Origin of the sequence: Klebsiella ornithinolytica (assembly GCF_030505655.1) — a bacterium.
Lineage (GTDB): Bacteria > Pseudomonadota > Gammaproteobacteria > Enterobacterales > Enterobacteriaceae > Klebsiella > Klebsiella ornithinolytica.
In genome coordinates this window covers 5252473-5278015 of the sequence record NZ_CP130153.1, presented here as the reverse complement: position 1 = coordinate 5278015, position 25543 = coordinate 5252473, and the positions used below count along the sequence as shown (strand labels likewise).

Annotated in this window: 21 protein-coding genes, 1 tRNA gene, 3 rRNA genes and 1 riboswitch; of the genes, 12 read left to right on the top strand and 13 right to left on the bottom strand. The window is 55.2% G+C overall.

Annotation, left to right across the window (positions count from 1 at the left end; genetic code table 11):
• Positions 1–8: 8 nt before the first annotated feature.
• The 10 genes from Q1L34_RS24960 to Q1L34_RS24915 form a co-directional block, all read right to left on the bottom strand.
• Positions 9–317 carry a PTS lactose/cellobiose transporter subunit IIA gene (locus Q1L34_RS24960; protein WP_004118423.1) on the bottom strand — a complete coding sequence of 103 codons (309 nt, stop codon included), beginning with the start codon at positions 315–317 and terminating at the stop codon, positions 9–11.
• Positions 318–320: 3 nt separating this feature from the next.
• Positions 321–581: a PTS sugar transporter subunit IIB gene (locus Q1L34_RS24955; RefSeq protein ID WP_472387572.1), complete on the bottom strand. Its 261-nt coding sequence runs from the start codon at positions 579–581 to the stop codon at positions 321–323.
• A 217-nt stretch (positions 582–798) separates the two neighbouring features.
• Positions 799–2331, bottom strand: coding sequence for a sensor domain-containing diguanylate cyclase (locus Q1L34_RS24950; RefSeq protein WP_162661779.1), 1533 nt, complete (start codon positions 2329–2331; stop codon positions 799–801).
• A 306-nt stretch (positions 2332–2637) separates the two neighbouring features.
• Complete coding sequence (gene thiH, locus Q1L34_RS24945; RefSeq protein ID WP_137056261.1) at positions 2638–3771, bottom strand: 2-iminoacetate synthase ThiH; 1134 nt, start codon at positions 3769–3771, stop codon at positions 2638–2640.
• Positions 3768–4538, bottom strand: coding sequence for a thiazole synthase (gene thiG / locus Q1L34_RS24940; protein ID WP_004118434.1), 771 nt, complete (start codon positions 4536–4538; stop codon positions 3768–3770). The genes thiH and thiG overlap by 4 nt, the downstream gene beginning before the upstream one ends.
• Position 4539: 1 nt before the next feature.
• A complete protein-coding gene (thiS, locus tag Q1L34_RS24935) occupies positions 4540–4740 on the bottom strand; it encodes a sulfur carrier protein ThiS (protein ID WP_004118436.1) in 201 nt (66 codons plus the stop codon).
• Entirely contained in the window at positions 4724–5479 is a 756-nt protein-coding gene (locus Q1L34_RS24930) for a HesA/MoeB/ThiF family protein (RefSeq protein WP_044346568.1), read from the bottom strand. Before Q1L34_RS24930 ends, thiS begins: the two co-directional genes overlap by 17 nt.
• The gene (gene thiE, locus Q1L34_RS24925) at positions 5472–6107 is read right to left on the bottom strand and encodes a thiamine phosphate synthase (protein WP_015585385.1); all 636 of its coding nucleotides are present in this window, start codon (positions 6105–6107) and stop codon (positions 5472–5474) included. The genes Q1L34_RS24930 and thiE overlap by 8 nt, the downstream gene beginning before the upstream one ends.
• Positions 6107–8002, bottom strand: a complete 1896-nt coding sequence (gene thiC, locus Q1L34_RS24920) for a phosphomethylpyrimidine synthase ThiC (RefSeq protein ID WP_004118441.1) — start codon at positions 8000–8002, stop codon at positions 6107–6109. Before thiC ends, thiE begins: the two co-directional genes overlap by 1 nt.
• An 85-nt stretch (positions 8003–8087) precedes the next feature.
• Positions 8088–8201: riboswitch (TPP riboswitch) on the bottom strand.
• 53 nt (positions 8202–8254) lie between these two features.
• Entirely contained in the window at positions 8255–8752 is a 498-nt protein-coding gene (locus Q1L34_RS24915) for an Rsd/AlgQ family anti-sigma factor (RefSeq protein WP_004118442.1), read from the bottom strand.
• A 93-nt stretch (positions 8753–8845) separates the two neighbouring features.
• On the opposite strand from Q1L34_RS24915, the gene nudC reads away from it, so the two are divergent.
• From nudC to Q1L34_RS24885, 6 genes are all read left to right on the top strand, one after another.
• Positions 8846–9619 carry an NAD(+) diphosphatase gene (gene nudC / locus Q1L34_RS24910; protein WP_004118443.1) on the top strand — a complete coding sequence of 258 codons (774 nt, stop codon included), beginning with the start codon at positions 8846–8848 and terminating at the stop codon, positions 9617–9619.
• Positions 9620–9658: 39 nt separating this feature from the next.
• Positions 9659–10723 (top strand): uroporphyrinogen decarboxylase, encoded by a 1065-nt coding sequence (gene hemE, locus Q1L34_RS24905; protein ID WP_004118444.1) that lies wholly within the window; start codon positions 9659–9661, stop codon positions 10721–10723.
• Between the two features lie 9 nt (positions 10724–10732).
• Entirely contained in the window at positions 10733–11404 is a 672-nt protein-coding gene (nfi, locus tag Q1L34_RS24900) for a deoxyribonuclease V (RefSeq protein ID WP_086817456.1), read from the top strand.
• A 42-nt stretch (positions 11405–11446) separates the two neighbouring features.
• Positions 11447–12037 carry a YjaG family protein gene (locus tag Q1L34_RS24895; protein ID WP_004118446.1) on the top strand — a complete coding sequence of 197 codons (591 nt, stop codon included), beginning with the start codon at positions 11447–11449 and terminating at the stop codon, positions 12035–12037.
• A 186-nt stretch (positions 12038–12223) separates the two neighbouring features.
• Positions 12224–12496, top strand: coding sequence for a nucleoid-associated protein HU-alpha (hupA, locus tag Q1L34_RS24890; protein ID WP_004097675.1), 273 nt, complete (start codon positions 12224–12226; stop codon positions 12494–12496).
• Between the two features lie 12 nt (positions 12497–12508).
• Positions 12509–13201, top strand: a complete 693-nt coding sequence (locus Q1L34_RS24885; protein WP_088912190.1) for a DUF1481 domain-containing protein — start codon at positions 12509–12511, stop codon at positions 13199–13201.
• A 189-nt stretch (positions 13202–13390) separates the two neighbouring features.
• Here Q1L34_RS24885 and purD read toward each other — a convergent pair whose 3' ends face one another.
• Both purD and purH read right to left on the bottom strand, forming a co-directional pair.
• Positions 13391–14680 carry a phosphoribosylamine--glycine ligase gene (gene purD / locus Q1L34_RS24880; RefSeq protein ID WP_015585383.1) on the bottom strand — a complete coding sequence of 430 codons (1290 nt, stop codon included), beginning with the start codon at positions 14678–14680 and terminating at the stop codon, positions 13391–13393.
• A gap of 15 nt (positions 14681–14695) precedes the next feature.
• Complete coding sequence (purH, locus tag Q1L34_RS24875; protein ID WP_015585382.1) at positions 14696–16285, bottom strand: bifunctional phosphoribosylaminoimidazolecarboxamide formyltransferase/IMP cyclohydrolase; 1590 nt, start codon at positions 16283–16285, stop codon at positions 14696–14698.
• A gap of 614 nt (positions 16286–16899) precedes the next feature.
• Between purH and Q1L34_RS24870 the strand changes: the two genes are divergently transcribed.
• The 4 genes from Q1L34_RS24870 to rrf all read left to right on the top strand — a co-directional run bounded on the left by Q1L34_RS24870 (position 16900) and on the right by rrf (position 21934).
• Positions 16900–18439: ribosomal RNA gene (locus Q1L34_RS24870) — 16S ribosomal RNA — on the top strand.
• Positions 18440–18524: 85 nt separating this feature from the next.
• Positions 18525–18600: transfer RNA gene (locus tag Q1L34_RS24865), tRNA-Glu, on the top strand.
• Positions 18601–18819: 219 nt separating this feature from the next.
• A 23S ribosomal RNA gene (locus Q1L34_RS24860) occupies positions 18820–21725 on the top strand.
• 93 nt (positions 21726–21818) lie between these two features.
• A 5S ribosomal RNA gene (gene rrf / locus Q1L34_RS24855) occupies positions 21819–21934 on the top strand.
• Together the 16S, 23S and 5S rRNA genes with 1 tRNA gene alongside form the textbook arrangement of a ribosomal RNA operon.
• Positions 21935–22149: 215 nt before the next feature.
• Here the strand turns inward: rrf and Q1L34_RS24850 are convergent.
• Positions 22150–22593 carry an acetyltransferase gene (locus Q1L34_RS24850; protein WP_128319064.1) on the bottom strand — a complete coding sequence of 148 codons (444 nt, stop codon included), beginning with the start codon at positions 22591–22593 and terminating at the stop codon, positions 22150–22152.
• Positions 22594–22748: 155 nt separating this feature from the next.
• Between Q1L34_RS24850 and metA the strand changes: the two genes are divergently transcribed.
• Together metA and aceB are read left to right on the top strand one after the other, a co-directional pair.
• A complete protein-coding gene (metA, locus tag Q1L34_RS24845) occupies positions 22749–23678 on the top strand; it encodes a homoserine O-acetyltransferase MetA (protein WP_004856375.1) in 930 nt (309 codons plus the stop codon).
• 260 nt (positions 23679–23938) lie between these two features.
• On the top strand, positions 23939–25540 hold the full coding sequence (aceB, locus tag Q1L34_RS24840; protein WP_152309107.1) for a malate synthase A: 1602 nt from the start codon (positions 23939–23941) through the stop codon (positions 25538–25540).
• Positions 25541–25543: the final 3 nt, after the last annotated feature.

Below are 25543 nucleotides of genomic sequence, written 5' to 3'. Positions count from 1 at the left end.
TTTATTGACTACGCGGTGCGACGATACAGTTCAATCATATCGGTTGCCAGATCCTGTATCACCATGGCATTCATCAGATGATCCTGGGAGTGAACGGTAATCAGGTTCACCGGCAGCTTACCTGTGCCTTCATCGAGACCGATGAGCTGGGTCTGGATTTTATGCGCATGCTTCACAAACTCATGTGATTCTGCCATTGCCTGCTCAGAAGCCGCAAAATCACCTTTGCGGGCCAGCTGCAGAGCCGTTAATGCCGAACTGCGGGCAGAACCCGCATTCACCAACAGCTCCATAATGATCGTTTCTAAATCTTCCATGACTTACTCCATCAACTTCAGGGCTTTATCGAGAACAGCATCGCCTTTCATCATGCCGTAATCCATCATATCGATAACGGCGACTTTTTTACCAAACGGGTCGGCCAGCGCCTGGAGCTTAGCTTGCTCGTACTTCACCTGAGGACCGAGCAGGATAATATCGGCAGTAGCAAGATTATCTTTAAACTCGGCAACCGGTACGGCTTTGATGGAGACTTCCACACCTTTCTGTTGTGCCGCGGCCTGCATGCGTTGAACCAGCATGCTGGTGGACATTCCAGCGGCGCAGCATAAAACGATATTCTTCATAGTTGATGGCCCTTATGTTCCCTTGATGCATCATCTTTATCGCGGGCCGACAGACACGACAACCGCTTTGCCGTGATTGTGTGTAAGGCATCACAAAATAATGAAACCGGTTTCGGTTTTAGGGTTGAAAACAGTAAAATCCGGGCTGACGGGCCTGCAGATGCAGGTGGTTTTAAGCGCGGACGATACGGTTTTTGCCCTGCTGCTTGGCTTTATAAAGCGCTTCATCAACGCTCACCACTAGCTGCTCCAGAGGCTCCATATTCCATTCGCCCAGGCCCGCGCTGAAGGTTACCATCAGTCCTTCTTCACGCCAGGTGCGTTGGGCAATGTTGAGTCGCCAGCTTTCCAGTATCGCCGGCGCATTGGCAATATGCTCGCCGGTGAAAATCACGGCAAACTCTTCGCCGCCATAGCGGTAGAGTGAAATATTCTGAGGTTGCAGGATTTGCAGTCCTTCACGTGCGACGTTGCGTAAAACAATATCGCCGTTGAGGTGACCCCAGGTGTCGTTAATCGATTTGAAGTTATCGATATCGACCAGGGCCAGCGCGAAAGGTTGATGATCGTTCATTAGCGCGGCGGTATCGCTGTCGAAGGCGCGGCGGTTTTTACAGCCGGTGAGCGCATCGATGGTAGCCTGGCGGACATAGATCAGTTCGCGCTGTTTATTACTTTCGATGGCTTTACTCAGCATCGCTTCCAGCCGCGGAGCACGGTTAACGTCGCCGGTTTTAATCGCGTTGATGATATTCATCAGCACCGTGTGGGATGCGTGGCGCAGATAGAGGCCAAAGAGAATAATCACAATGGCGGCCAGGGCAAACCCCCAAAGCACGATATCGGTTTCATACCGGGTTAAATCGACCAGCGTGGTGTTATCCACGCGGTAGATGACAAACCAGTCTGGATTGGTGAACGAATAATAGTAATACCAGATGCCCTTTTTCTCGTCATACAGCTGACCCTCGGCGCTGGTCATTTTGTCCATGAGATCGTCGCGGACATAGGGTTTAAAAAGCGCGCCGGTATCCGGATGGAGTACGACTTTCCCGTCGCGCTGCACGACGAAAAACTCGCCCTGAACAGGTGCGACCATCTGGCGTAAAGCGTATCCCATTGAGGTCAGATCCAGATGAAATGCGAGGCTGCCTTTGAGCCGGCCTTCCGGTGAGATGACCGGTTTGTAGAGCGTAATGGTCGGATGCTGTGTAAAGAAATCCAGATAGGGACTGGTATAGTGGCTGAACGTGCTGGCCTCCGCCTGTTTGATAAACCACGGTCTGGACTTCGGATCGAAGGCGCGGCTGTTATCATTTTCCAGCACTTCAGGCGCCCGGAGGTAATGGCCCTGGGTATCCGCCAGCGAAATAGAAGAGACGGTTGGCATCAGCTCCTGCAGCTGCATTAATTCCTGCAACCCACCTTGCGGATCGATATTAATGGCCTGATTTAACTTATCGTTGTTCGCAAAGAACTTGGTTGCCCTGGCGAGGATATAATCATTTCCACGCAGCAGCGATTCCGTATAGTTCACGGCCAGGTTATGGGTGAAATTGCGATTAACGTGGTGATAGTCCTCGAGAAAGTTCTGTCTCTGCGTCGTGGTGACGAATACGGCGATCAGCAAAAAGCTGAGTAAAATCCCGGCAAAGCCAATAAGAATTGGCATAGTAAAAGAGAGCTTTCTACTGTGACGAGCCATGTGTTTTAAATCGTTCCAGAAGGTTTTTTCCATGGGAAGAAGCGCAGGATTAGTCGCAATGCCTGGCAAGCGAATCAGATGTTGCCTGGTTAATTATAACTGTGGCCAGCGGGAGGATGGGATTTATCTTCGATCGTGAGAGCTATGAATGCGATGAAGCAGGGCGGAAATGAGGAAGAGAAGTTTCGCCCTGGTCAGCATCCGCTGCTGACCAGGGCAGAATAGAGAAACGGAAATATGACCACAATCTCCCGTTTCTCTCATTACGATCGTCCACGAAGAACGTTTACGACGTTACATTCCTCATCATGATGAGCGGGAAGCGCGTCCCAGCCAGCTATCCCAGTCTTTCCATACCGGCTGCAGTCCGCTGGCTACCAGCGCGCTGGCAACCTCTTCCGGGCGACGGTCATCGTGAGGCGCGAACTGCTCCAGCTCCGGATGGTTATCGGCATACCCGCCGGGCTGCGTTTTCGAAAATGCACTGACGTTGTTGATGGCCAGCGGGATCACCCGATCGCGGAACCAGGGGGATTCACGGGTGGAGAGCGAGAGCTCCACTTCCGGGGCCAGCAGGCGGAAGGCGCAAATGGTTTGCACCAGCTGCCGTTCATCCATTAATGAGGCGGGCTCGATGCCCCCGGCGCAAGGGCGTAATCGCGGAAAGGAGATGGAGTAGCGGCTGCGCCAGTAGCGTTGCTGGAGCCACAGCAGATGTTCCGCCACCATAAAGCAATCCACGCGCCAGCTGTCGGAGAGGCCAATTAATGCGCCAAGGCCAATCTTATCAATTCCCGCCTCTCCAAGCCTGTCCGGCGTATCCAGTCGCCAGAAAAAATCCTGCTTTTTGCCTTTCAGATGATGTTTCGCATACATACTTTCATGATAGGTCTCCTGATAGACCATCACGCCGTCCAGCCCGAGGGTTTTCAGCTCGGCATACTCCGCCATCGCCAGCGGCTGGACCTCCATATGCAGCGAGGCGAACTGGCGGCGAATCGCGGGCAGATGCTGGCGAAAATAGTCCATGCCGACTTTGCTTTGATGTTCGCCGGTCACCAGCAGCAGATGCTCAAAGCCCATTTCGCGGATCGCCGCGCATTCACGGGCAATTTCCACCTCATCCAGAGTCTTGCGCTTGATACGGTTACTCATTGAGAAACCGCAGTAGGTACAATCGTTGGCGCACAGATTAGAGAGATACAGCGGGACATAAAAGCTGACGGTATTACCAAAACGCTGGCGAGTCAGGCGCTGCGCACGCTGCGCCAGCGGCTCCAGATAACCCGCGGCGGCAGGAGAGAGCAGGGCCATCATATCGTCGCGGCTGAGCTGTTTTGCCGCCAGGGCGCGTTCAACGTCGGCGGGGGTTTTACTGTTGATACGCAGGCGAATATCGTCCCAGTCCAGCTGCCGCCAGCGGTCAGTGAAGGTATTCATACCAGCGCCTCCAGAAAGCCGGTCAGTGGGCTGGTGGCCTGCGCCTGCGCGCTGCGCGTCCCCGGGCCAGCCTGTCGCGCCAGCAATCCGGCATCAATCGCCAGGCGGAAAGCCCGGGCCATGGTGACCGGGTCGTCGGCGACGGCGATGGCGGTATTCACCAGTACCGCGTCGGCACCCATTTCCAGCGCCTGAGCTGCATGGCTCGGCACGCCAATACCGGCATCAACCACCACAGGTACCGTGGCCTGCTCGATAATAATTTCCAGCATCGCTCTGGTTTCCAGCCCCTGGTTGGAACCGATCGGCGCGCCGAGTGGCATCACCGCCGCGCAGCCCGCCTCTTCCAGACGCTTGCACAGTACCGGATCGGCGCCGCAGTAGGGCAGCACCACAAAGCCTTCCCGTACCAGAATTTCTGCCGCTTTCAGCGTTTCAATCGGATCGGGGAGCAGCCAGCGCGCGTCCGGATGGATTTCCAGCTTCAGCCAGTGGGTACCCAGCGCTTCCCGCGCCAGACGGGCGGCAAATACGGCTTCTTCTGCCGTTTTGGCCCCGGAGGTATTGGGCAGCAGGCTCACGCCAGCCGCCAGTAGCGGTGCGAGGATAGCGTCATTATGCTGACGTAAATCGACGCGCTTCATTGCCAGCGTCACCAGCTGACTGCCGGAGGCGCGAATGGCCTCCACCATCACGTCGGGAGCGGCGAATTTACCGGTACCGGTGAAAAGATGTGATTCAAATGTTTTATCCGCAATACGTAACATGTCAGCCTCCGGCGATAACCTGAAAAAGCAGGATTTGGTCGCCTTCCTGCAGAAGATGGTGTTCCCACCGCTCGCGCGGCAGGATGTGTTGATTGAGCGCCAGCGCGACGCCCGGCTGATGCTGTTCCAGCTGAGTGAGCAGGGCGGCGACGGATGTCGCTTCGGCGCACTGCAACGGTTCATCGTTAAACCACACCTGCATGCTGCCCTCCACATACTGGACAACCCTGAGCCCGCTGTAATGCAAGTGCGCGCCAGCTGCTGGTGCGGGCATCGAACAACCGCAAAGTATTACGCGGCGTTGCCATGCCGCTGAGCAGCTTGATAGCCTCCAGCGCCTGCAGGGTACCCATCATGCCGACTACCGGGCCGATAATGCCCGCCGTACGACAGTTGCGTTCGGGTTCGTTAGCATCCGGCCACAGGCAGCGATAGCAGCCCTGTTCCCACGGCGGCGTCAGTACCATCAGCTGGCCTCCCAGCCCGACGGCGCTGGCGGTAATCAACGGTGTTGCAAGGGCGACGCAGGCGGCATTGATCGCCTGGCGGGTCACCATATTATCGGTGCAATCCAGTACCACATCGGCCTTCGCCACTTCATCCAGCAGGGCCTTTCCGCCTAACCGCTGCTTCAGCGCAATCAGTCCAATTTGCGGGTTGAGACGAGCGAGCCTTGCTCTGGCGGCCGTGGTTTTGGGTTGCGCGATATCATCGCTGGTGAACAGAATTTGCCGCTGTAGGTTGCTGACGTGCACGTCGTCGTCATCGGCCAGCACCAGCGTGCCGACACCGGCCCCGGCCAGGTACAGCGCAGCAGGCGAGCCCAGCCCGCCGAGACCGACGATCAATACCCGGCTGGCCAGCAGCTTTTGCTGCCCTTCGATGGCGATATCCTCCAGCAGCAGCTGGCGGCTATAGCGCATAAAATCATTGTCATTCATCACCGGCTCCCGCGATCGTCAGCAGTTGCGCGGTAGCCTGCTGCCAGTCCGCCGCCTGGGTGATTGCGCTGACCACGGCAATGCTGCCAACGCCGGTACCCAGTACCGCCGGCGCGCGTTCGAGGCTGATGCCGCCGATCGCCACCGTCGGATAATCTTCCAGACGCTGGATATGGCGGGCAAGCTGTTCCAGCCCCTGAGGGGCGGAAGGCATCTGTTTGGTTTGCGTAGGAAAAACGTGGCCCAGGGCGATATAGGAGGGGCGTGCGGCCAGCGCAACGTCGATCTCCATATCGTCATGGGTCGAGACCCCAAGACGCAGGCCGGCGTTGCGGATCGCGCTCAGGTCCGTCGTTTCCAGGTCCTCCTGGCCCAGATGCACGCCGTAGGCCTGATGCTTAATGGCCAGCTGCCAGTAGTCGTTGATAAACAGCCGGGCATGATATTGACGACCGAGCGCGATAGCGGCGATCACATCGTCCTCAACGTCGCTGTCGCGCTTATCTTTGATGCGCAGCTGAAGGGTACGCACGCCGGCTTTCAGCAGGCGCTCAATCCATACCACGCTATCAACAACCGGATAGAGGCCTAAACGGAACGGGACGGACGGAAAATCGGGTTGATACATCAGGCTTGCTCCTTACGTAAATAGATTTCGCCGCCGCGAGCGCGGAAGTTCTGCGACATATCGGCCATTCCGCTTTCGATATCCTGGCGGGCGGCGTAGTCGCGCACTTCCTGGCTGATTTTCATTGAACAGAATTTGGGTCCGCACATGGAGCAGAAGTGGGCGACTTTTCCCGACTCCTGCGGCAGGGTTTCATCGTGCCAGGCGCGGGCGGTGAACGGGTCGAGGGCGAGGTTGAACTGATCCTCCCAGCGGAACTCAAAACGCGCTTTGGACATGGCGTTATCGCGGATCTGCGCCCCGGGATGGCCTTTGGCGAGGTCGGCGGCGTGGGCGGCGATTTTGTAGGTAATCAGCCCCTGCTTCACGTCCTCTTTATTCGGCAGCCCGAGGTGCTCTTTCGGCGTGACGTAGCAGAGCATCGCGCAGCCAAACCAGCCGATCATCGCGGCGCCAATGCCGGAGGTGAAGTGATCGTAGCCGGGAGCGATATCGGTGGTTAACGGCCCGAGGGTATAGAACGGCGCTTCGTGACAGTGCTCCAGCTCTTCGGTCATGTTGCGGCGGATCATCTGCATCGGCACGTGACCCGGGCCTTCAATCATCACCTGCACGTCGTACTCCCAGGCGATTTTCGTCAGCTCGCCTAAGGTTCGCAGCTCGGCAAACTGCGCTTCATCGTTGGCGTCCTGGATCGAACCCGGGCGCAGACCGTCGCCGAGCGAAAGCGAAACGTCATAGGCGGCGCAGATTTCACAAATTTCGCGGAAGTGCTGATAGAGGAAGTTTTCCTGATGGTGAGACAGGCACCATTTCGCCATGATCGAACCGCCGCGGGAGACAATACCGGTGAGGCGTCTGGCGGTCAGCGGCACGTAGCGCAACAGGACGCCGGCGTGGATGGTGAAGTAGTCAACGCCTTGCTCCGCCTGTTCCAGCAGGGTGTCGCGAAAGGCTTCCCAGCTCAGGTCTTCGGCAATGCCGTTGACCTTTTCCAGCGCCTGATAGATCGGCACCGTACCGATAGGCACCGGACTGTTGCGCAGGATCCACTCGCGGGTTTCGTGGATATAGCGGCCGGTGGAGAGATCCATCACCGTATCCGCTCCCCAGCGGGTTGACCACACCAGCTTTTCGACCTCCTCCTCAATGGACGAGGTGACGGCGGAGTTGCCGATATTGGCGTTAACTTTGACCAGAAAATTACGGCCGATGATCATCGGCTCCGACTCGGGATGGTTAATATTGGCGGGAATAATGGCGCGCCCGGCAGCCACCTCGTCGCGGACAAACTCCGGCGTGATGTTGTCCGGCAGATGGGCGCCGAACCCTTCTCCCGGGTGCTGGTGGCGCAGCACTTCGCTACGAATGCGCTCGCGGCCCATATTTTCGCGGAGGGCGATAAACTCCATCTCCGGCGTGACGAGGCCCCGGCGGGCGTAGTGGAGCTGAGTCACGCGGCGGCCGGCTCTGGCCCGCTTTGGCGTCAGCAGGCGGCTGAAGCGCAGCCCGTCAAGGCCGTCATCAGCCAGGCGTTGCTGGGAGTAAGCGGAGCTGCGATGGCTCAGCGGTTCGCTATCGTTACGCGCGTCAATCCACGGCTGGCGCAGCTTTGCCAGACCCTGGTGGACATCGATCGGGATATTGGGGTCGCCGTAGGGACCGGAGGTATCGTACACCGGGATCGCTTCGTTATCTTCATAGCGCGGATTTTCTTTGCCGCCGCCGATAAGCGTGGGGCTAAGCTGGATTTCACGCATCGGGACGCGAATATCATCCTGCGAACCCTGAATGTAGATACGCTGCGAGTTGGGGAAGGCCGAGCCTTCAAGCGTGTCGATAAAACGCTGAGCGCGTTCGCGCTGCTGTCGGCGGGTCAGTTTTTCTGTAGACATAGCTCATTCCAGATGAAAAGGAGATGGCTTGTCAGACGACGGATGGAGTAACAGATGCGTTTGGTCCCTGAGGGACGGCCGCTCTTTGCAGTTTACTCTTGTTCCCTTCGCAGGTATTAGCCTGATCAGGTTCCGCGGATCCCGAATTAACGGTCTCAGCCTTTTCCAGTGTGGAAAATAGGCACTCCGACAAGATAACGCTCCCTCCGCAGAGGGAGAATGTCTGTAAATTACTCGTTAACGGTTCACAACTCAAGCAGTCGGCGCGATATTGTCGCTGACGTTGTCCCGCAGGTTGTACGAAATGGCGAGGGCGATCAGCTTATCTTCCAGCGCAAAGCGGGCTTCCAGCGCTTCGCCGATATCGGACAACGCCTGCTGGAACTCAAGATAATTATCATGATCGATAGCATTTTCGAGGCAGGAGTCGTAGTAATCCATAATTTGCTGGGTATTGGCTTCCAGCTGCGGATAGAGTCTGGTGGCCGCCAAAAGTGGCGTATCACCTTCCATTTCGCCAAGAATACGTTCATAAATACTAAAATGGCCGGAGGAGAGGTAATCCACCAGGCTTTGGCAAAAGCTATCCAGCGCCTTTTCGTTAAGCCGCATAAAGGATTCTTTTCCTGGTTTCAGGCCAACCAGCTTGTAGTAAGCGACGAGCAAATGCTTACGTACATGCAGCCAGCGATCGACCAGTTCATTACTGCCTCCAACACGTTCCGTTAGGTTTTCCAGCTGGTTTAACATGGTTGACTCCGCAAGATTAAGAAAATAACGTTGCTCACCAAAATGTAAATATAATGTTAAAAGTGCCAGTAAAACGAAGGTAGTGCAATAGATATGGATCGTATTATTGAAAAATTAGATCGCGGCTGGTGGATCGTCAGTCACGAACAAAAATTATGGTTACCCGACGGGGAATTACCACATGGCGAAGCGGTAAATTTCAATCTTGTCGGCCAGCACGCACTGCATATTGGCGAATGGCAAGGCGACGCGGTGTGGATGGTGCGCCAGGATCGTCGGCATGATATGGGATCGTTGCGTCAGTTATTGGATCAGGATCCGGGGCTGTTTCAACTGGCGGGACGCGGGATCCAGCTGGCCGAATTTTACCGCTCGCATAAATTCTGCGGCTACTGCGGGCATCCTATGCATCCCAGCAAAACCGAATGGGCGATGCTATGCAGCCACTGCCGCGAACGTTATTACCCGCAAATTGCGCCCTGCATGATCGTGGCGATTCGCCGGGACGATTCTATCTTGCTGGCACAGCATACCCGCCATCGCAATGGCGTACATACGGTGCTGGCCGGGTTTGTCGAAGTGGGAGAGACGCTGGAGCAGGCGGTTGCCCGCGAGGTGATGGAAGAGTGCGGTCTGAAGGTGAAAAATCTGCGCTACGTGACCTCACAGCCGTGGCCGTTCCCGCAGTCGCTGATGACCGCATTTATGGCGGAATATGACAGCGGCGAGATTGTGATCGACAAGAAAGAGCTGCTGCAGGCTGGCTGGTATCGCTATGACGATTTACCGCTGCTGCCGCCGCCGGGTACCGTAGCGCGCCGCCTGATAGAAGACACCGTGGCAATGTGTCGGGCCGACGAGGAATGACGTGATACAATAACGGCCTGACGCTTAAGGAACTGCAAAATGACCGAACTGAAGAACGATCGTTATCTGCGTGCGCTGCTGCGCCAACCCGTTGATGTGACCCCGGTGTGGATGATGCGCCAGGCGGGCCGCTATTTACCGGAGTACAAAGCCACTCGTGCCCAGGCGGGCGACTTTATGTCGCTGTGTAAAAACGCCGAGCTGGCCTGCGAAGTCACATTGCAGCCGCTGCGCCGCTATGCGCTGGATGCGGCGATCCTCTTCTCGGACATTTTGACCATCCCTGACGCAATGGGGCTGGGGCTCTATTTCGAAACCGGCGAAGGCCCACGTTTCACCTCGACGATTACCTGCAAAGCCGATGTCGACAAACTGCCGGTGCCCGATCCGGAAGATGAGCTCGGTTACGTGATGAACGCCGTGCGGACGATTCGCCGCGAACTAAAAGGCGAGGTTCCGCTGATTGGTTTCTCCGGTAGCCCGTGGACGCTGGCGACCTATATGGTTGAAGGGGGCAGTAGCAAGGCCTTCACTGTGATCAAGAAAATGATGTATGCCGACCCGCAGGCGCTGCATGCGCTGCTCGAAAAGCTGGCCAAAAGCGTCACGCTGTACCTGAACGCGCAAATCAAAGCGGGCGCCCAGTCGGTGATGATTTTTGATACCTGGGGTGGCGTGCTGACCGGCCGCGATTATCAGCAGTTCTCGCTCTATTACATGCACAAAATCGTTGATGGCCTGCTGCGTGAAAACGAAGGCCGCCGCGTACCGGTGACCTTATTCACCAAAGGCGGCGGACAGTGGCTGGAAGCGATGGCCGAAACCGGCTGTGATGCGCTGGGTCTCGACTGGACCACTGATATCGCCGATGCGCGCCGCCGCGTCGGTCACAAAGTGGCGCTGCAGGGCAATATGGACCCTTCCATGCTCTATGCGCCTGCGGGCCGTATTGAAGAAGAAGTCGCGACCATACTGGCCGGCTTTGGTCAGGGAGAGGGCCATGTCTTCAACCTCGGTCATGGCATCCATCAGGATGTGAATCCTGAACACGCCGGCGTATTTGTAGAAGCGGTGCACCGGCTGTCGGCGCAATACCATCGCTAAGGAGCGAATATGGATCTGGCGTCGCTACGCGAACGGCAGCAGGAGCTGGCCGCGTTGGTCATTCGTGAGGATCGACTGGATCGGGATCCTCCCCGGCTGATCGGCGGTGCGGACGTTGGCTTCGAGCAAGAAGGTGAAGTGACGCGGGCGGCTATTGTGCTGCTCGCTTATCCATCTCTGGAACTGGTTGAGTATCAGGTGGCGCGCGTTGCCACCACCATGCCGTATATCCCCGGTTTTCTCTCCTTTCGTGAAACGCCCGCGCTGCTGGCGGCATGGCAGCAGCTCGCACAAAAACCAGATCTGCTCTTTGTCGATGGCCACGGGATTTCTCATCCCCGGCGCCTGGGCGTCGCCAGCCATTTTGGCCTGCTGGTGGATGTTCCGACCATTGGCGTGGCAAAAAAGCGCCTGTGCGGTCAGTTTATGCTGCCCGGCGATGAGCCGGGAGCGCTGGCGCCGCTGATGGATAAAAACGAGCAGCTGGCGTGGGTCTGGCGCAGCAAAGCGCGTTGCAACCCGCTGTTTGTCAGCACCGGTCACCGGGTGGCGCTCGATAGTGCGTTGACATGGGTTCAGCGCTGCATCAAGGGCTACCGCCTGCCGGAGCCTACGCGCTGGGCCGATGCGGTTGCCTCGCGGCGTCCGGCATTTGTGCGTTGGCAAGCAAATCACCGCTGATTCAGGTACACTGCGGCTAATTTCTGACTTCGAGAATTCATCATGTTACAAAACCCGATTCATCTGCGCCTGGAGAAGCTGGAAAGCTGGCAGCACGTCACCTTTATGGCCTGTTTGTGCGAGCGCATGTACCCCAATTACGCGATGTTCTGCCAGCAAACCGGATTTGCCGACGGCCAGCTGTATCGTCGTATCCTCGATCTGATTTGGGAAACTCTGACCGTCAAAGATGCGAAGGTGAATTTCGATAGCCAGCTGGAAAAACTGGAAGAGGCGATTCCGGTGGCCGACGACTATGATCTGTACGGCGTGTACCCGGCTATCGATGCCTGCGTTGCTCTGAGTGAACTGATTCATTCGCGTCTGAGCGGAGAAACGCTTGAGCACGCCATTGAGGTGAGCAAGAGTTCGATTACGACCGTCGCGATGCTGGAAATGACCCAGGCAGGTCGTGAAATGACCGATGAAGAGCTCAAAGAGAACCCGGCGGTTGAGCAAGAATGGGATATTCAGTGGGAAATTTTCCGCCTGCTGGCCGACTGTGAAGAACGCGATATTGAACTGATCAAAGGGCTGCGTGCAGACCTTCGTGAAGCCGGTGAGAGCAATATCGGTATAAATTTTCAGCAGTGAGACCAGAAAACGTGATTTACCGCCTGAATTGTAGCGTCTGAAGGCTTCCATTCCGCCCCCCGTCTGGTCTACATTTGGAGGGCGAAAAAAAGTGGCTATCGGTGCGTGTATGCAGGAGAGTGCTTTTCAGGCATTTCCGTCGCACTCGGTGCTTAGCAAGCGATAAACACATTGTAAGGATAACTTATGAACAAGACTCAACTGATTGATGTAATTGCGGACAAAGCTGACCTGTCCAAAGCACAGGCAAAAGCTGCCCTGGAATCTACCCTGGCTGCAATTACTGAGTCTCTGAAAGAAGGTGATGCTGTTCAACTGGTTGGTTTCGGTACCTTCAAAGTGAACCACCGCGCTGAGCGTACTGGCCGCAACCCGCAGACCGGTAACGAAATCAAAATTGCCGCTGCTAACGTGCCGGCGTTTGTTTCTGGTAAAGCACTGAAAGACGCAGTTAAGTAAGACCGCGTGGCAGTGTACAGTTTTAACGAAGGGGCCTTAAAGCCCCTTTTGTCTATCTGGCGTCGCGCATTGATGCTGGCAGGCGTCGCGCTGATCTCTGCCTGTAGCCATGATTCTTCTGTCCCACCTTTTACCGCCAGCGGGTATGCGGACAACCAGGGCGCGATGCGTATCTGGCGTCTGGACTCCAACGGCGAAGTGCATCTGCTTGCGGCCTTCAGCCCGTGGCGTCACGGCAACACTTCAACCAGCGAATACCGCTGGCAGGGCGACCGGCTCACGCTTATCGAACTCAACGTCTACGGCAAACCGACGGAACACATTCGCGCCCGTTTTGATGATCAGGGCGAACTGAGCTTTATGCAGCGCGAAGTGGACGGACAAAAACAGCAGCTTTCCAGCGATCAGGTGGCGCTTTACCGCTACCGGGCAACGCAGATTCGCCGGACCAGCGACGCATTGCGACAAGGGCGCGTTGTTCTGCGTCAGGGGCGCTGGCATGCCAACCAGACGGTGACGACCTGTGAAGGGCAAACCGTGAAGCCGGATCTGGATGCGCGGGCCTTAGCCCATATTGAACGCCGCCAGAATCACTCCTCCGTTGAGGTGAGCGTGGCGTGGCTGGAAGCCTCAGACGGCGCTCAGCTTTTGCTGGTGGCCAACGAAGACTTCTGTACCTGGCAGCCGCAGGAAAAAACCTTCTGACCTCCTGTCAGAGACGCTTTGCGCTATCGGCGTGGTTACCATTCCCTCTGTCCTCCTCCACCATACGCTTCTCTGAGGCGGGTAGCCGCACATCCTCCGTGACAGGTTGGCGGGCTGACGATAAAAAACGGGCGACTCCAGAATGAAGCCGCCCGTTAATGAGGCCTGTTATGAGGTTACGCTCAGACGCTAGCGTTGCTCGCGGGCAATAGCGCGCCAGCCGATATCGCTACGGCTGAAGCTTCCTTCCCAATGAATACCGGTCAGGAGTTCGTAGGCACGCTGCTGCGCCTGGGCTACGGTGTCGCCCAATGCCGTCACGCACAGTACGCGGCCGCCGTTAGTCACCACGCGCTGATCGTCGGCAAGCTTCGTCCCGGCATGGAAGACCTTGCCATCCACCGCTTCTTCCTGCGGCAGGCCGAAGATTTCGTCGCCGGTGGCGTAGTTGCCCGGATAGCCGCCTGCGGCAACCACCACGCCAAGCGAGGCGCGATCGTCCCACTCGGAGGTTTTCTCATCCAGCTTACCGTCACAGGCGGCGAGGCACAGCTCCACCATATCGGATTTCATACGCAGCATAATGGGCTGCGTTTCCGGATCGCCGAAACGGCAGTTGAACTCGATGACTTTTGGATTGCCCTGTTTGTCGATCATCAGACCGGCGTACAGGAAACCGGTATAGGTATTGCCTTCCGCCGCCATGCCTTTGACCGTTGGCCAAATGATGCGATCCATCGTGCGCTGATGCACCTCATCCGTGACCACCGGGGCGGGTGAGTAGGCGCCCATACCGCCGGTATTCGGACCGGTATCGCCATTGCCTACGCGTTTGTGGTCCTGGCTGGTGGCCATCGGCAGGACGTGCTCGCCGTCGACCATGACGATAAAGCTGGCTTCTTCACCATCGAGGAACTCTTCGATCACGATCCGATGACCCGCGTCGCCAAATGCGTTGCCGGCCAGCATATCCTGAACCGCCTCTTCCGCTTCTTGTAGCGTCATCGCGACAATCACGCCTTTACCGGCCGCCAGACCGTCCGCCTTGATAACAATCGGGGCGCCTTTTTCGCGCAGATAGGCCAGTGCCGGTTCGACTTCGGTGAAGTTCTGATATTCCGCGGTCGGAATGTTATGCCGCGCGAGGAAATCTTTGGTAAAGGCTTTTGAGCCTTCCAGCTGGGCGGCGCCTTCGGTCGGGCCGAAGATTTTCAGGCCCGCAGCGCGGAACGCATCGACAATGCCAATCACCAGCGGCGCTTCCGGGCCGACGATGGTCAGATCGATCTTTTCGCGCTGTGCAAAGTCCAGCAGCGCCGGAATATCGGTCACGCCGATATTCACGTTTTGCAGCGCAGGCTCCAGGGCGGTGCCGGCGTTACCCGGCGCCACGTAGACGGTGTCGACCAGCGGAGACTGTGCCGCCTTCCATCCCAGCGCGTGCTCGCGGCCGCCGTTGCCAATCACTAATACTTTCATGTTCTGCTCCGTGAATTAATGGCGGAAGTGACGCATGTCGGTGAAGATCATCGCAATGCCGTGTTCGTCAGCTGCGGCAATGACTTCATCATCACGGATAGAGCCGCCAGGCTGGATAACACAGGTAATGCCCACTGCAGCAGCAGCGTCGATACCGTCACGGAACGGGAAGAAGGCGTCAGAAGCCATTGCCGAGCCTTTCACTTCCAGACCTTCATCGCCCGCTTTGATACCGGCAATTTTCGCCGAGTAAACGCGGCTCATCTGGCCTGCACCTATCCCGATGGTCATGTTCTCTTTTGCATAGACAATCGCGTTGGATTTCACGAACTTCGCCACTTTCCAGCAGAACAGCGCGTCGCGCAGTTCCTGCTCGGTAGGCTGGCGTTTCGTCACGACGCGCAGATCGCTCTCGGTGACCATGCCCAGGTCGCGATCCTGAACCAGCAGGCCGCCGTTAACGCGTTTGAAATCGAGACCCGGGACGCGTGCCGCCCACTCGCCGCAGGTCAGAACGCGGACGTTCTGCTTGGCCGCCGTCACCTTCAGGGCCTCTTCGCTGGCGGATGGGGCAATGATCACTTCAACAAACTGGCGAGAAATGATGGCCTGTGCGGTTTCCGCATCCAGTTCACGGTTGAAGGCGATAATGCCGCCGAATGCGGAGGTCGGGTCGGTTTTGTAGGCGCGATCGTAAGCATCCAGAATTGAAGTGCTGACTGCGACGCCGCACGGGTTGGCGTGTTTGACAATCACGCAGGCCGGTTCGCTGAACTCTTTCACGCACTCCAGCGCCGCATCGGTATCGGCGATGTTGTTATAAGAAAGGGCTTTGCCTTGAACCTGAGTGGCGGTCGCAACCGACGCCTCTTTAATATCTTCTTCTATATAGAAGGCAGCCTGCTGATGGCTGTTCTCGCCGTAGCGCATATCCTGCTTCTTAATGAAGTTCAGGTTCAGCGTACGCGGGAAGCGGCCGGAGGCTTCCTGAGTCTCACCATGATAGGCCGGAACCATGCTGCCGAAGTAGTTGGCAATCATGCTGTCGTAGGCAGCGGTGTGTTCGAAAGCTTTAATGGCGAGATCGAAGCGGGTTTCCAGAGTCAGGGAACCGTCGTTAGCATCCATCTCTTTAATAATGGCGTGGTAGTCATGGCTCTTCACGACGATAGCCACGTCTTTATGGTTCTTGGCCGCGGAGCGCACCATGGTCGGGCCGCCGATATCGATATTTTCTACCGCATCTTCCAGCGAACACCCTTCGCGGGCGACGGTCTGGGCAAACGGATAAAGGTTAACAACAACCATATCGATAGGAGAGATCGCGTGCTGGGCCATGATCTCATCATCCTGGCCGCGACGGCCGAGAATACCGCCGTGTACTTTTGGATGCAGGGTCTTAACGCGTCCATCCATCATTTCCGGGAAACCGGTGTAGTCAGAGACTTCGGTTACCGGCAGACCTTTCTCAGCCAGCAGGCGTGCGGTACCACCCGTAGACAGTAGCTCAACACCACGAGCGGAAAGAGCCTGCGCGAATTCGACGATACCGGCCTTGTCAGAAACACTGAGCAGAGCGCGGCGGACTGGACGACGTTGTTGCATGGTATTAAATCCCCAGGATTTGAACATTACAGAGAGCGTTAGGTGAGTTTTTGTCGAAAAACTCACCTAACGCACCCAACCGGGCATCCTTGTCATAGCGCGGCATTGTAACGAAAACGTTTGCGCAACGCTCGCGAATTTTTATCTTTCTCTTTTTTGCCGCTCTCTTCTCTATATAGAAGGGGCTTTTGACGGACTTTATCAGGTAAGAAGGGGCGCAATCTGTGGATAATTCTGTGTGTAACAGGGTATAAAGCGGGGTTTTGCTGGGGAATGCAGCAGTCAGTCATTTTTCTGCAATTTTTCTATTGCGGGCGCTCGAGAACTCCCTATAATGCGCCTCCATCGACACGGAACAACGGCAAACAAGCCGCCGGGTTGAAAGAGAAAACTTCTGAAAAACGAGGTTGACTCTGAAAGAGGAAAGCGTAATATACGCCACCTCGCGACAGAGCGTTCAGCGCCGTCGCACTGCTCTTTAACAATTTATCAGACAATCTGTGTGGGCACTCAAAGTGACATGGATTCTTAACGTCCTCGGACGAAAAATGAATACCAAGTCTCTGAGTGAACACGTAATTCATTACGAAGTTTAATTCACGAGCATCAAACTTAAATTGAAGAGTTTGATCATGGCTCAGATTGAACGCTGGCGGCAGGCCTAACACATGCAAGTCGAGCGGTAGCACAGAGAGCTTGCTCTCGGGTGACGAGCGGCGGACGGGTGAGTAATGTCTGGGAAACTGCCTGATGGAGGGGGATAACTACTGGAAACGGTAGCTAATACCGCATAACGTCGCAAGACCAAAGTGGGGGACCTTCGGGCCTCATGCCATCAGATGTGCCCAGATGGGATTAGCTAGTAGGTGGGGTAATGGCTCACCTAGGCGACGATCCCTAGCTGGTCTGAGAGGATGACCAGCCACACTGGAACTGAGACACGGTCCAGACTCCTACGGGAGGCAGCAGTGGGGAATATTGCACAATGGGCGCAAGCCTGATGCAGCCATGCCGCGTGTATGAAGAAGGCCTTCGGGTTGTAAAGTACTTTCAGCGAGGAGGAAGGCGTTAAGGTTAATAACCTTGGCGATTGACGTTACTCGCAGAAGAAGCACCGGCTAACTCCGTGCCAGCAGCCGCGGTAATACGGAGGGTGCAAGCGTTAATCGGAATTACTGGGCGTAAAGCGCACGCAGGCGGTCTGTTAAGTCAGATGTGAAATCCCCGGGCTCAACCTGGGAACTGCATTTGAAACTGGCAGGCTTGAGTCTTGTAGAGGGGGGTAGAATTCCAGGTGTAGCGGTGAAATGCGTAGAGATCTGGAGGAATACCGGTGGCGAAGGCGGCCCCCTGGACAAAGACTGACGCTCAGGTGCGAAAGCGTGGGGAGCAAACAGGATTAGATACCCTGGTAGTCCACGCTGTAAACGATGTCGACTTGGAGGTTGTTCCCTTGAGGAGTGGCTTCCGGAGCTAACGCGTTAAGTCGACCGCCTGGGGAGTACGGCCGCAAGGTTAAAACTCAAATGAATTGACGGGGGCCCGCACAAGCGGTGGAGCATGTGGTTTAATTCGATGCAACGCGAAGAACCTTACCTACTCTTGACATCCAGAGAACTTAGCAGAGATGCTTTGGTGCCTTCGGGAACTCTGAGACAGGTGCTGCATGGCTGTCGTCAGCTCGTGTTGTGAAATGTTGGGTTAAGTCCCGCAACGAGCGCAACCCTTATCCTTTGTTGCCAGCGGTTCGGCCGGGAACTCAAAGGAGACTGCCAGTGATAAACTGGAGGAAGGTGGGGATGACGTCAAGTCATCATGGCCCTTACGAGTAGGGCTACACACGTGCTACAATGGCATATACAAAGAGAAGCGACCTCGCGAGAGCAAGCGGACCTCATAAAGTATGTCGTAGTCCGGATTGGAGTCTGCAACTCGACTCCATGAAGTCGGAATCGCTAGTAATCGTAGATCAGAATGCTACGGTGAATACGTTCCCGGGCCTTGTACACACCGCCCGTCACACCATGGGAGTGGGTTGCAAAAGAAGTAGGTAGCTTAACCTTCGGGAGGGCGCTTACCACTTTGTGATTCATGACTGGGGTGAAGTCGTAACAAGGTAACCGTAGGGGAACCTGCGGTTGGATCACCTCCTTACCTGAAAGAACCTGCCTTTGTAGTGCTCACACAGATTGTCTGATGAAAAGTAAATAGCAAGGCGTCTTGCGATTGAGACTTCAGTGTCCCCTTCGTCTAGAGGCCCAGGACACCGCCCTTTCACGGCGGTAACAGGGGTTCGAATCCCCTAGGGGACGCCACTTGCTGGTTCGTGAGTGAAAGTCGCCGACCTCTATATCTCAAAACTGATTCTCAGGAATCACGTTTGAGATATTTGCTCTTTAAAAATCTGGATCAAGCTGAAAATTGAAACGACACACTGTTTCCTTTCTCCGTAATAAGAAAGGAAAAAGCGGTGTGTTCGAGTCTCTCAAATTTTCGCAACGCGGACTGTTTTACGAAACAGTTTCGGGTTGTGAGGTTAAGCGACTAAGCGTACACGGTGGATGCCCTGGCAGTCAGAGGCGATGAAGGACGTGCTAATCTGCGATAAGCGTCGGTAAGGTGATATGAACCGTTATAACCGGCGATTTCCGAATGGGGAAACCCAGTGTGATTCGTCACACTATCGTTAAGTGAATACATAGCTTAACGAAGCGAACCGGGGGAACTGAAACATCTAAGTACCCCGAGGAAAAGAAATCAACCGAGATTCCCCCAGTAGCGGCGAGCGAACGGGGAGGAGCCCAGAGTCTGAATCAGCGCGTGTGTTAGTGGAACGGTCTGGAAAGTCCGGCGGTACAGGGTGATAGCCCCGTACACTAAAATGCACACGTTGTGAACTCGAAGAGTAGGGCGGGACACGTGGTATCCTGTCTGAATATGGGGGGACCATCCTCCAAGGCTAAATACTCCTGACTGACCGATAGTGAACCAGTACCGTGAGGGAAAGGCGAAAAGAACCCCGGCGAGGGGAGTGAAAAAGAACCTGAAACCGTGTACGTACAAGCAGTGGGAGCCTACTTGTTAGGTGACTGCGTACCTTTTGTATAATGGGTCAGCGACTTATATTCTGTAGCAAGGTTAACCGTATAGGGGAGCCGCAGGGAAACCGAGTCTTAACTGGGCGTTAAGTTGCAGGGTATAGACCCGAAACCCGGTGATCTAGCCATGGGCAGGTTGAAGGTTGGGTAACACTAACTGGAGGACCGAACCGACTAATGTTGAAAAATTAGCGGATGACTTGTGGCTGGGGGTGAAAGGCCAATCAAACCGGGAGATAGCTGGTTCTCCCCGAAAGCTATTTAGGTAGCGCCTCGTGAACTCATCTTCGGGGGTAGAGCACTGTTTCGGCTAGGGGGTCATCCCGACTTACCAACCCGATGCAAACTACGAATACCGAAGAATGTTATCACGGGAGACACACGGCGGGTGCTAACGTCCGTCGTGAAGAGGGAAACAACCCAGACCGCCAGCTAAGGTCCCAAAGTCATGGTTAAGTGGGAAACGATGTGGGAAGGCACAGACAGCCAGGATGTTGGCTTAGAAGCAGCCATCATTTAAAGAAAGCGTAATAGCTCACTGGTCGAGTCGGCCTGCGCGGAAGATGTAACGGGGCTAAACCATGCACCGAAGCTGCGGCAGCGACACTATGTGTTGTTGGGTAGGGGAGCGTTCTGTAAGCCGTTGAAGGTGGCCTGTGAGGGTTGCTGGAGGTATCAGAAGTGCGAATGCTGACATAAGTAACGATAAAGCGGGTGAAAAGCCCGCTCGCCGGAAGACCAAGGGTTCCTGTCCAACGTTAATCGGGGCAGGGTGAGTCGACCCCTAAGGCGAGGCCGAAAGGCGTAGTCGATGGGAAACAGGTTAATATTCCTGTACTCGGTGTTACTGCGAAGGGGGGACGGAGAAGGCTATGTTAGCCGGGCGACGGTTGTCCCGGTTTAAGCATGTAGGCGGGAAGTTTAGGTAAATCCGGACTTCTGTTAACGCTGAGGTGTGATGACGAGGCACTACGGTGCTGAAGTAACAAATGCCCTGCTTCCAGGAAAAGCCTCTAAGCATCAGGTAACAACGAATCGTACCCCAAACCGACACAGGTGGTCAGGTAGAGAATACCAAGGCGCTTGAGAGAACTCGGGTGAAGGAACTAGGCAAAATGGTGCCGTAACTTCGGGAGAAGGCACGCTGATGGTAGGTGAAGCGACTTGCTCGTGGAGCTGAAATCAGTCGAAGATACCAGCTGGCTGCAACTGTTTATTAAAAACACAGCACTGTGCAAACACGAAAGTGGACGTATACGGTGTGACGCCTGCCCGGTGCCGGAAGGTTAATTGATGGGGTTATCCGTAAGGAGAAGCTCTTGATCGAAGCCCCGGTAAACGGCGGCCGTAACTATAACGGTCCTAAGGTAGCGAAATTCCTTGTCGGGTAAGTTCCGACCTGCACGAATGGCGTAATGATGGCCAGGCTGTCTCCACCCGAGACTCAGTGAAATTGAACTCGCTGTGAAGATGCAGTGTACCCGCGGCAAGACGGAAAGACCCCGTGAACCTTTACTATAGCTTGACACTGAACATTGAGCCTTGATGTGTAGGATAGGTGGGAGGCTTTGAAGCGTGGACGCCAGTCTGCGTGGAGCCAACCTTGAAATACCACCCTTTAATGTTTGATGTTCTAACGTAGACCCGTGATCCGGGTTGCGGACAGTGTCTGGTGGGTAGTTTGACTGGGGCGGTCTCCTCCCAAAGAGTAACGGAGGAGCACGAAGGTTAGCTAATCCTGGTCGGACATCAGGAGGTTAGTGCAATGGCATAAGCTAGCTTGACTGCGAGCGTGACGGCGCGAGCAGGTGCGAAAGCAGGTCATAGTGATCCGGTGGTTCTGAATGGAAGGGCCATCGCTCAACGGATAAAAGGTACTCCGGGGATAACAGGCTGATACCGCCCAAGAGTTCATATCGACGGCGGTGTTTGGCACCTCGATGTCGGCTCATCACATCCTGGGGCTGAAGTAGGTCCCAAGGGTATGGCTGTTCGCCATTTAAAGTGGTACGCGAGCTGGGTTTAGAACGTCGTGAGACAGTTCGGTCCCTATCTGCCGTGGGCGCTGGAGAATTGAGGGGGGCTGCTCCTAGTACGAGAGGACCGGAGTGGACGCATCACTGGTGTTCGGGTTGTCATGCCAATGGCATTGCCCGGTAGCTAAATGCGGAAAAGATAAGTGCTGAAAGCATCTAAGCACGAAACTTGCCCCGAGATGAGTTCTCCCTGACCCTTTAAGGGTCCTGAAGGAACGTTGAAGACGACGACGTTGATAGGTCGGGTGTGTAAGCGTAGCGATACGTTGAGCTAACCGATACTAATGAACCGTGAGGCTTAACCTTACAACGCCGAAGCTGTTTTGGCGAAGAGACGAAATGTTCAGCTTGATTACAGATTCATCATCACGCAGGAATGCGGGGTGAAAACAGAATTTGCCTGGCGGCGATAGCGCGGTGGTCCCACCTGACCCCATGCCGAACTCAGAAGTGAAACGCCGTAGCGCCGATGGTAGTGTGGGGTCTCCCCATGTGAGAGTAGGGAACTGCCAGGCATCAAATAGAACAAAAGGCTCAGTCGAAAGACTGGGCCTTTTGTTTTATCTGTTGTTTGTCGGTGAGTGACTCTTTGAGCAGGACAAATCCGCCGGGAGCGGATTTGAACGTTGCGAAGCAACGGCCCGAAGGGTGGCGGGCAGGAAAGCCCGCCATAAACGGCCAGGCATCAAATCAGTCAGAAGCCCGTCCTCACCGACGGGCTTTTTGCGTTTTAACGCGCGTCATAACGCAAATGAAGCAGCGGATAGGGTCGGCCATGGTCGTCATGATCGGATCGCCCGCTAACCACAAACCCCATATTCGCGTAAAATCCTACCGCCTGCGCGTTCTGCTCATTCACGTCGGTTGTGAGTCGGGGCATCAATCCCAGAGCATACATGACTAACTGGCGACCCACGCCCATACCGCGAAAGTCAGGATCAACAAAAAGGGCTTCCAGATGCTGTTCGGACAGCAGCATCAATGCGCAGGGCCTGTCCTCATGCGTGACCGCAACCCATAGCGGCGCCTGAGGAAAAAATACGCACACCTGCCGCTCAATTTCCCTTCGGTCCTGCGCTGAAAGAAAGTGATGCGTTGCATCAACGGAACGGCGCCAGATTTCAATCAGTTGTTCGCTCTCATCGCTGCGCGAACGTCGAATCACTATATTCATGATATTTCCTTGCGATTAACCGCTGTATTCTATCCTGGAGATGGTTGAAACTTTCTCACCTTCCGCTTGCAGACTCGACATTTTCATTATTCCTGGTTATTGTTAGCTGTCTGGATGTCTAAACGTTTATACGTATGCTATGAGGTAATCAAGTTATGCCGATTCGGGTGCAGGACGAGCTACCAGCCGTCAATTTCTTGCGTAGTGAGAACGTCTTTGTGATGACGACTACGCGTGCAACAACTCAGGAAATTCGTCCGCTGAAGGTACTTATCCTTAACCTGATGCCGAAAAAAATCGAGACGGAGAATCAGTTCCTGCGCCTGCTTTCGAACTCTCCGCTGCAGCTTGATATCCAGCTTCTGCGCATCGATGCGCGTGAATCCCGCAATACGCCAAGTGAACACCTGAATAACTTCTACTGTAACTTCGACGATATTTGCGACCAGAACTTTGACGGCCTGATCGTCACCGGCGCCCCGCTGGGGCTGGTTGAATTTAATGATGTTGCCTACTGGCCGCAGATCAAACAGGTGCTGGAGTGGGCGAAAGATCACGTCACTTCTACGCTTTTTGTCTGTTGGGCGGTACAGGCTGCACTCAATATTCTGTATGGCATTCCTAAGCAGACCCGCGCAGAAAAAATTTCCGGCGTTTATGAGCATCATATTCTGCATCCTCACGCGCTGCTGACCCGCGGTTTTGATGACTCTTTCCTCGCCCCACACTCTCGCTACGCGGATTTCCCGGCGGCGCTGATTCGCGACTACACCGATTTAGAGATCCTGGCAGAAACGGAAGAGGGTGATGCCTACCTGTTTGCCAGCAAAGATAAGCGAATTGCCTTTGTGACCGGCCACCCGGAATACGATGCCAACACTCTGGCCAGCGAATATTTCCGCGATGTGGAAGCCGGCCTGAGTCCGGACATCCCGTATAATTATTTCCCGCAAAACGATCCGCAAAACAAACCGCGAGCCACCTGGCGCAGCCATGGAAATCTGCTGTTTGCAAACTGGCTTAACTATTACGTCTACCAGATCACTCCATACGATCTGCGGAATATGAATCCGACTTTGGATTAATCCTCCAGATAACGCGATCCTAAAGCGTTTCAGCATTTTGCCTCTGGCACCTTCGGGTGCCTTTTTTGTTTCCGAAATTCAACTCACGATAAAGAATAACTTTAATTTTAATGTTATCAGTATGTTGTGTGTTAATTAAATTAAAAATGGAAATTGTTTTTGATTTTGTAATTTTATTGAGTAGTCTTAATTGTGTTGAGCGAAAACCAGACAACGATCGTTCACTCGCGCCAACTGGATCAACCAATAGGAGCTACAAAATGACGCAACAGGCGACAATAACTGACGAACTGGCCTTCGGCCGGCCATATGGCGAGCAGGAAAAGCAGATTTTAACGCCTGAGGCGGTGGAGTTTCTGACGGAACTGGTGAGCCGGTTTACGCCTGAGCGCAATAAACTACTGGCGGCGCGTATTCAGCAACAGCAGGCGATTGACGCAGGAAGACTGCCTGATTTTATTTCGGAAACAGCTTCCATTAGAAATGGTGAGTGGACGATCCGCGGTATTCCCGCCGATTTACAGGATCGTCGGGTGGAAATCACCGGACCGGTAGAGCGCAAAATGGTGATTAACGCCCTCAATGCCAACGTGAAAGTCTTTATGGCAGATTTTGAGGACTCGCTGGCACCGGACTGGAACAAAGTCATTGATGGCCAGATTAACCTGCGCGATGCGGTAAATGGCACCATCAGCTACACCAATGAAGCCGGCAAGATTTACCAGCTGAAACCCGATCCGGCGGTACTGGTATGCCGCGTGCGCGGCCTGCATCTGCCGGAAAAGCATGTTACGTGGCGCGGTGAGTCGATTCCCGGCAGCCTGTTTGATTTCGCGCTCTATTTTTTCCACAACTACAAAAACCTGCTGGCAAAAGGCAGCGGTCCTTACTTCTATCTGCCGAAAACCCAGGCCTGGCAGGAAGCGGCATGGTGGAGCGATGTCTTCAGCTACACCGAAGATCGTTTTGCACTGCCGCGCGGCACGATCAAGGCCACGCTGTTAATTGAAACCCTGCCGGCGGTGTTCCAGATGGATGAAATTCTGCATGCGCTGCGGGACCATATCGTCGGTCTGAACTGCGGACGCTGGGATTACATTTTCAGCTATATCAAAACATTAAAAAACCATGGCGACCGCGTCTTACCCGACCGTCAGGTTGTCACGATGGATAAGCCGTTCCTCAGCGCCTATTCGCGTCTGTTGATTAAGACCTGCCATAAACGCGGCGCGTTCGCGATGGGGGGAATGGCGGCGTTTATCCCCAGCAAAGATGCTGACCGTAACCGCCAGGTCCTTGCCAAAGTTACCGCAGATAAAGAGCTGGAAGCGAAAAATGGCCACGACGGCACCTGGATCGCCCATCCGGGGCTGGCGGATACCGCCATGGCGGTCTTCAACCAGGTCTTGGGCGAACGTCCTAACCAGCTGTTCGTCAGCCGGGAAGAAGATGCGCCGATCGCCGCCGACCAGCTGCTGGCGCCCTGTGAGGGCGAACGTACGGAAGCGGGGATGCGCGCCAATATTCGCGTCGCGGTGCAGTATATCGAAGCCTGGATCTCCGGCAACGGCTGCGTCCCGATTTACGGTCTGATGGAAGATGCGGCGACCGCCGAAATTTCGCGGACCTCCATCTGGCAATGGATTCACCATCAGAAAACCCTCAGTGACGGTACGCCGGTTACCAAGACGCTGTTCCGTCAGTGGTTGGCGGAAGAGCTGATGGTCATTCAGGAGGAGCTCGGCGAACACCGCTACAGCAGCGGACGTTTTGACGATGCCGCTCGCCTGATGGAACAGATCACCACCTCAGAGGAGTTAATCGACTTCCTGACGCTGCCGGGCTACCGCCTGCTGGCGTAATCA

Excerpts from the sequence above, each read along its gene's own strand:
- Q1L34_RS24895 (WP_004118446.1), top strand. The coding sequence starts at position 11,447 with ATGTTACAAAACCCGATTCATCTGCGCCTGGAGAAGCTGGAAAGCTGG.
- Q1L34_RS24850 (WP_128319064.1), bottom strand. The coding sequence starts at position 22,593 with ATGAATATAGTGATTCGACGTTCGCGCAGCGATGAGAGCGAACAACTG.
- hemE (WP_004118444.1), top strand. The coding sequence starts at position 9,659 with ATGACCGAACTGAAGAACGATCGTTATCTGCGTGCGCTGCTGCGCCAA.
- Q1L34_RS24915 (WP_004118442.1), bottom strand. The coding sequence starts at position 8,752 with ATGTTAAACCAGCTGGAAAACCTAACGGAACGTGTTGGAGGCAGTAAT.
- thiG (WP_004118434.1), bottom strand. The coding sequence starts at position 4,538 with ATGTTACGTATTGCGGATAAAACATTTGAATCACATCTTTTCACCGGT.
- Q1L34_RS24960 (WP_004118423.1), bottom strand. The coding sequence starts at position 317 with ATGGAAGATTTAGAAACGATCATTATGGAGCTGTTGGTGAATGCGGGT.
- thiH (WP_137056261.1), bottom strand. The coding sequence starts at position 3,771 with ATGAATACCTTCACTGACCGCTGGCGGCAGCTGGACTGGGACGATATT.
- Q1L34_RS24950 (WP_162661779.1), bottom strand. The coding sequence starts at position 2,331 with ATGGCTCGTCACAGTAGAAAGCTCTCTTTTACTATGCCAATTCTTATT.
- metA (WP_004856375.1), top strand. The coding sequence starts at position 22,749 with ATGCCGATTCGGGTGCAGGACGAGCTACCAGCCGTCAATTTCTTGCGT.
- Q1L34_RS24930 (WP_044346568.1), bottom strand. The coding sequence starts at position 5,479 with ATGAATGACAATGATTTTATGCGCTATAGCCGCCAGCTGCTGCTGGAG.
- thiS (WP_004118436.1), bottom strand. The coding sequence starts at position 4,740 with ATGCAGGTGTGGTTTAACGATGAACCGTTGCAGTGCGCCGAAGCGACA.
- purH (WP_015585382.1), bottom strand. The coding sequence starts at position 16,285 with ATGCAACAACGTCGTCCAGTCCGCCGCGCTCTGCTCAGTGTTTCTGAC.
- thiE (WP_015585385.1), bottom strand. The coding sequence starts at position 6,107 with ATGTATCAACCCGATTTTCCGTCCGTCCCGTTCCGTTTAGGCCTCTAT.
- purD (WP_015585383.1), bottom strand. The coding sequence starts at position 14,680 with ATGAAAGTATTAGTGATTGGCAACGGCGGCCGCGAGCACGCGCTGGGA.
- nfi (WP_086817456.1), top strand. The coding sequence starts at position 10,733 with ATGGATCTGGCGTCGCTACGCGAACGGCAGCAGGAGCTGGCCGCGTTG.
- hupA (WP_004097675.1), top strand. The coding sequence starts at position 12,224 with ATGAACAAGACTCAACTGATTGATGTAATTGCGGACAAAGCTGACCTG.
- nudC (WP_004118443.1), top strand. The coding sequence starts at position 8,846 with ATGGATCGTATTATTGAAAAATTAGATCGCGGCTGGTGGATCGTCAGT.
- aceB (WP_152309107.1), top strand. The coding sequence starts at position 23,939 with ATGACGCAACAGGCGACAATAACTGACGAACTGGCCTTCGGCCGGCCA.
- thiC (WP_004118441.1), bottom strand. The coding sequence starts at position 8,002 with ATGTCTACAGAAAAACTGACCCGCCGACAGCAGCGCGAACGCGCTCAG.
- Q1L34_RS24955 (WP_472387572.1), bottom strand. The coding sequence starts at position 581 with ATGCTGGTTCAACGCATGCAGGCCGCGGCACAACAGAAAGGTGTGGAA.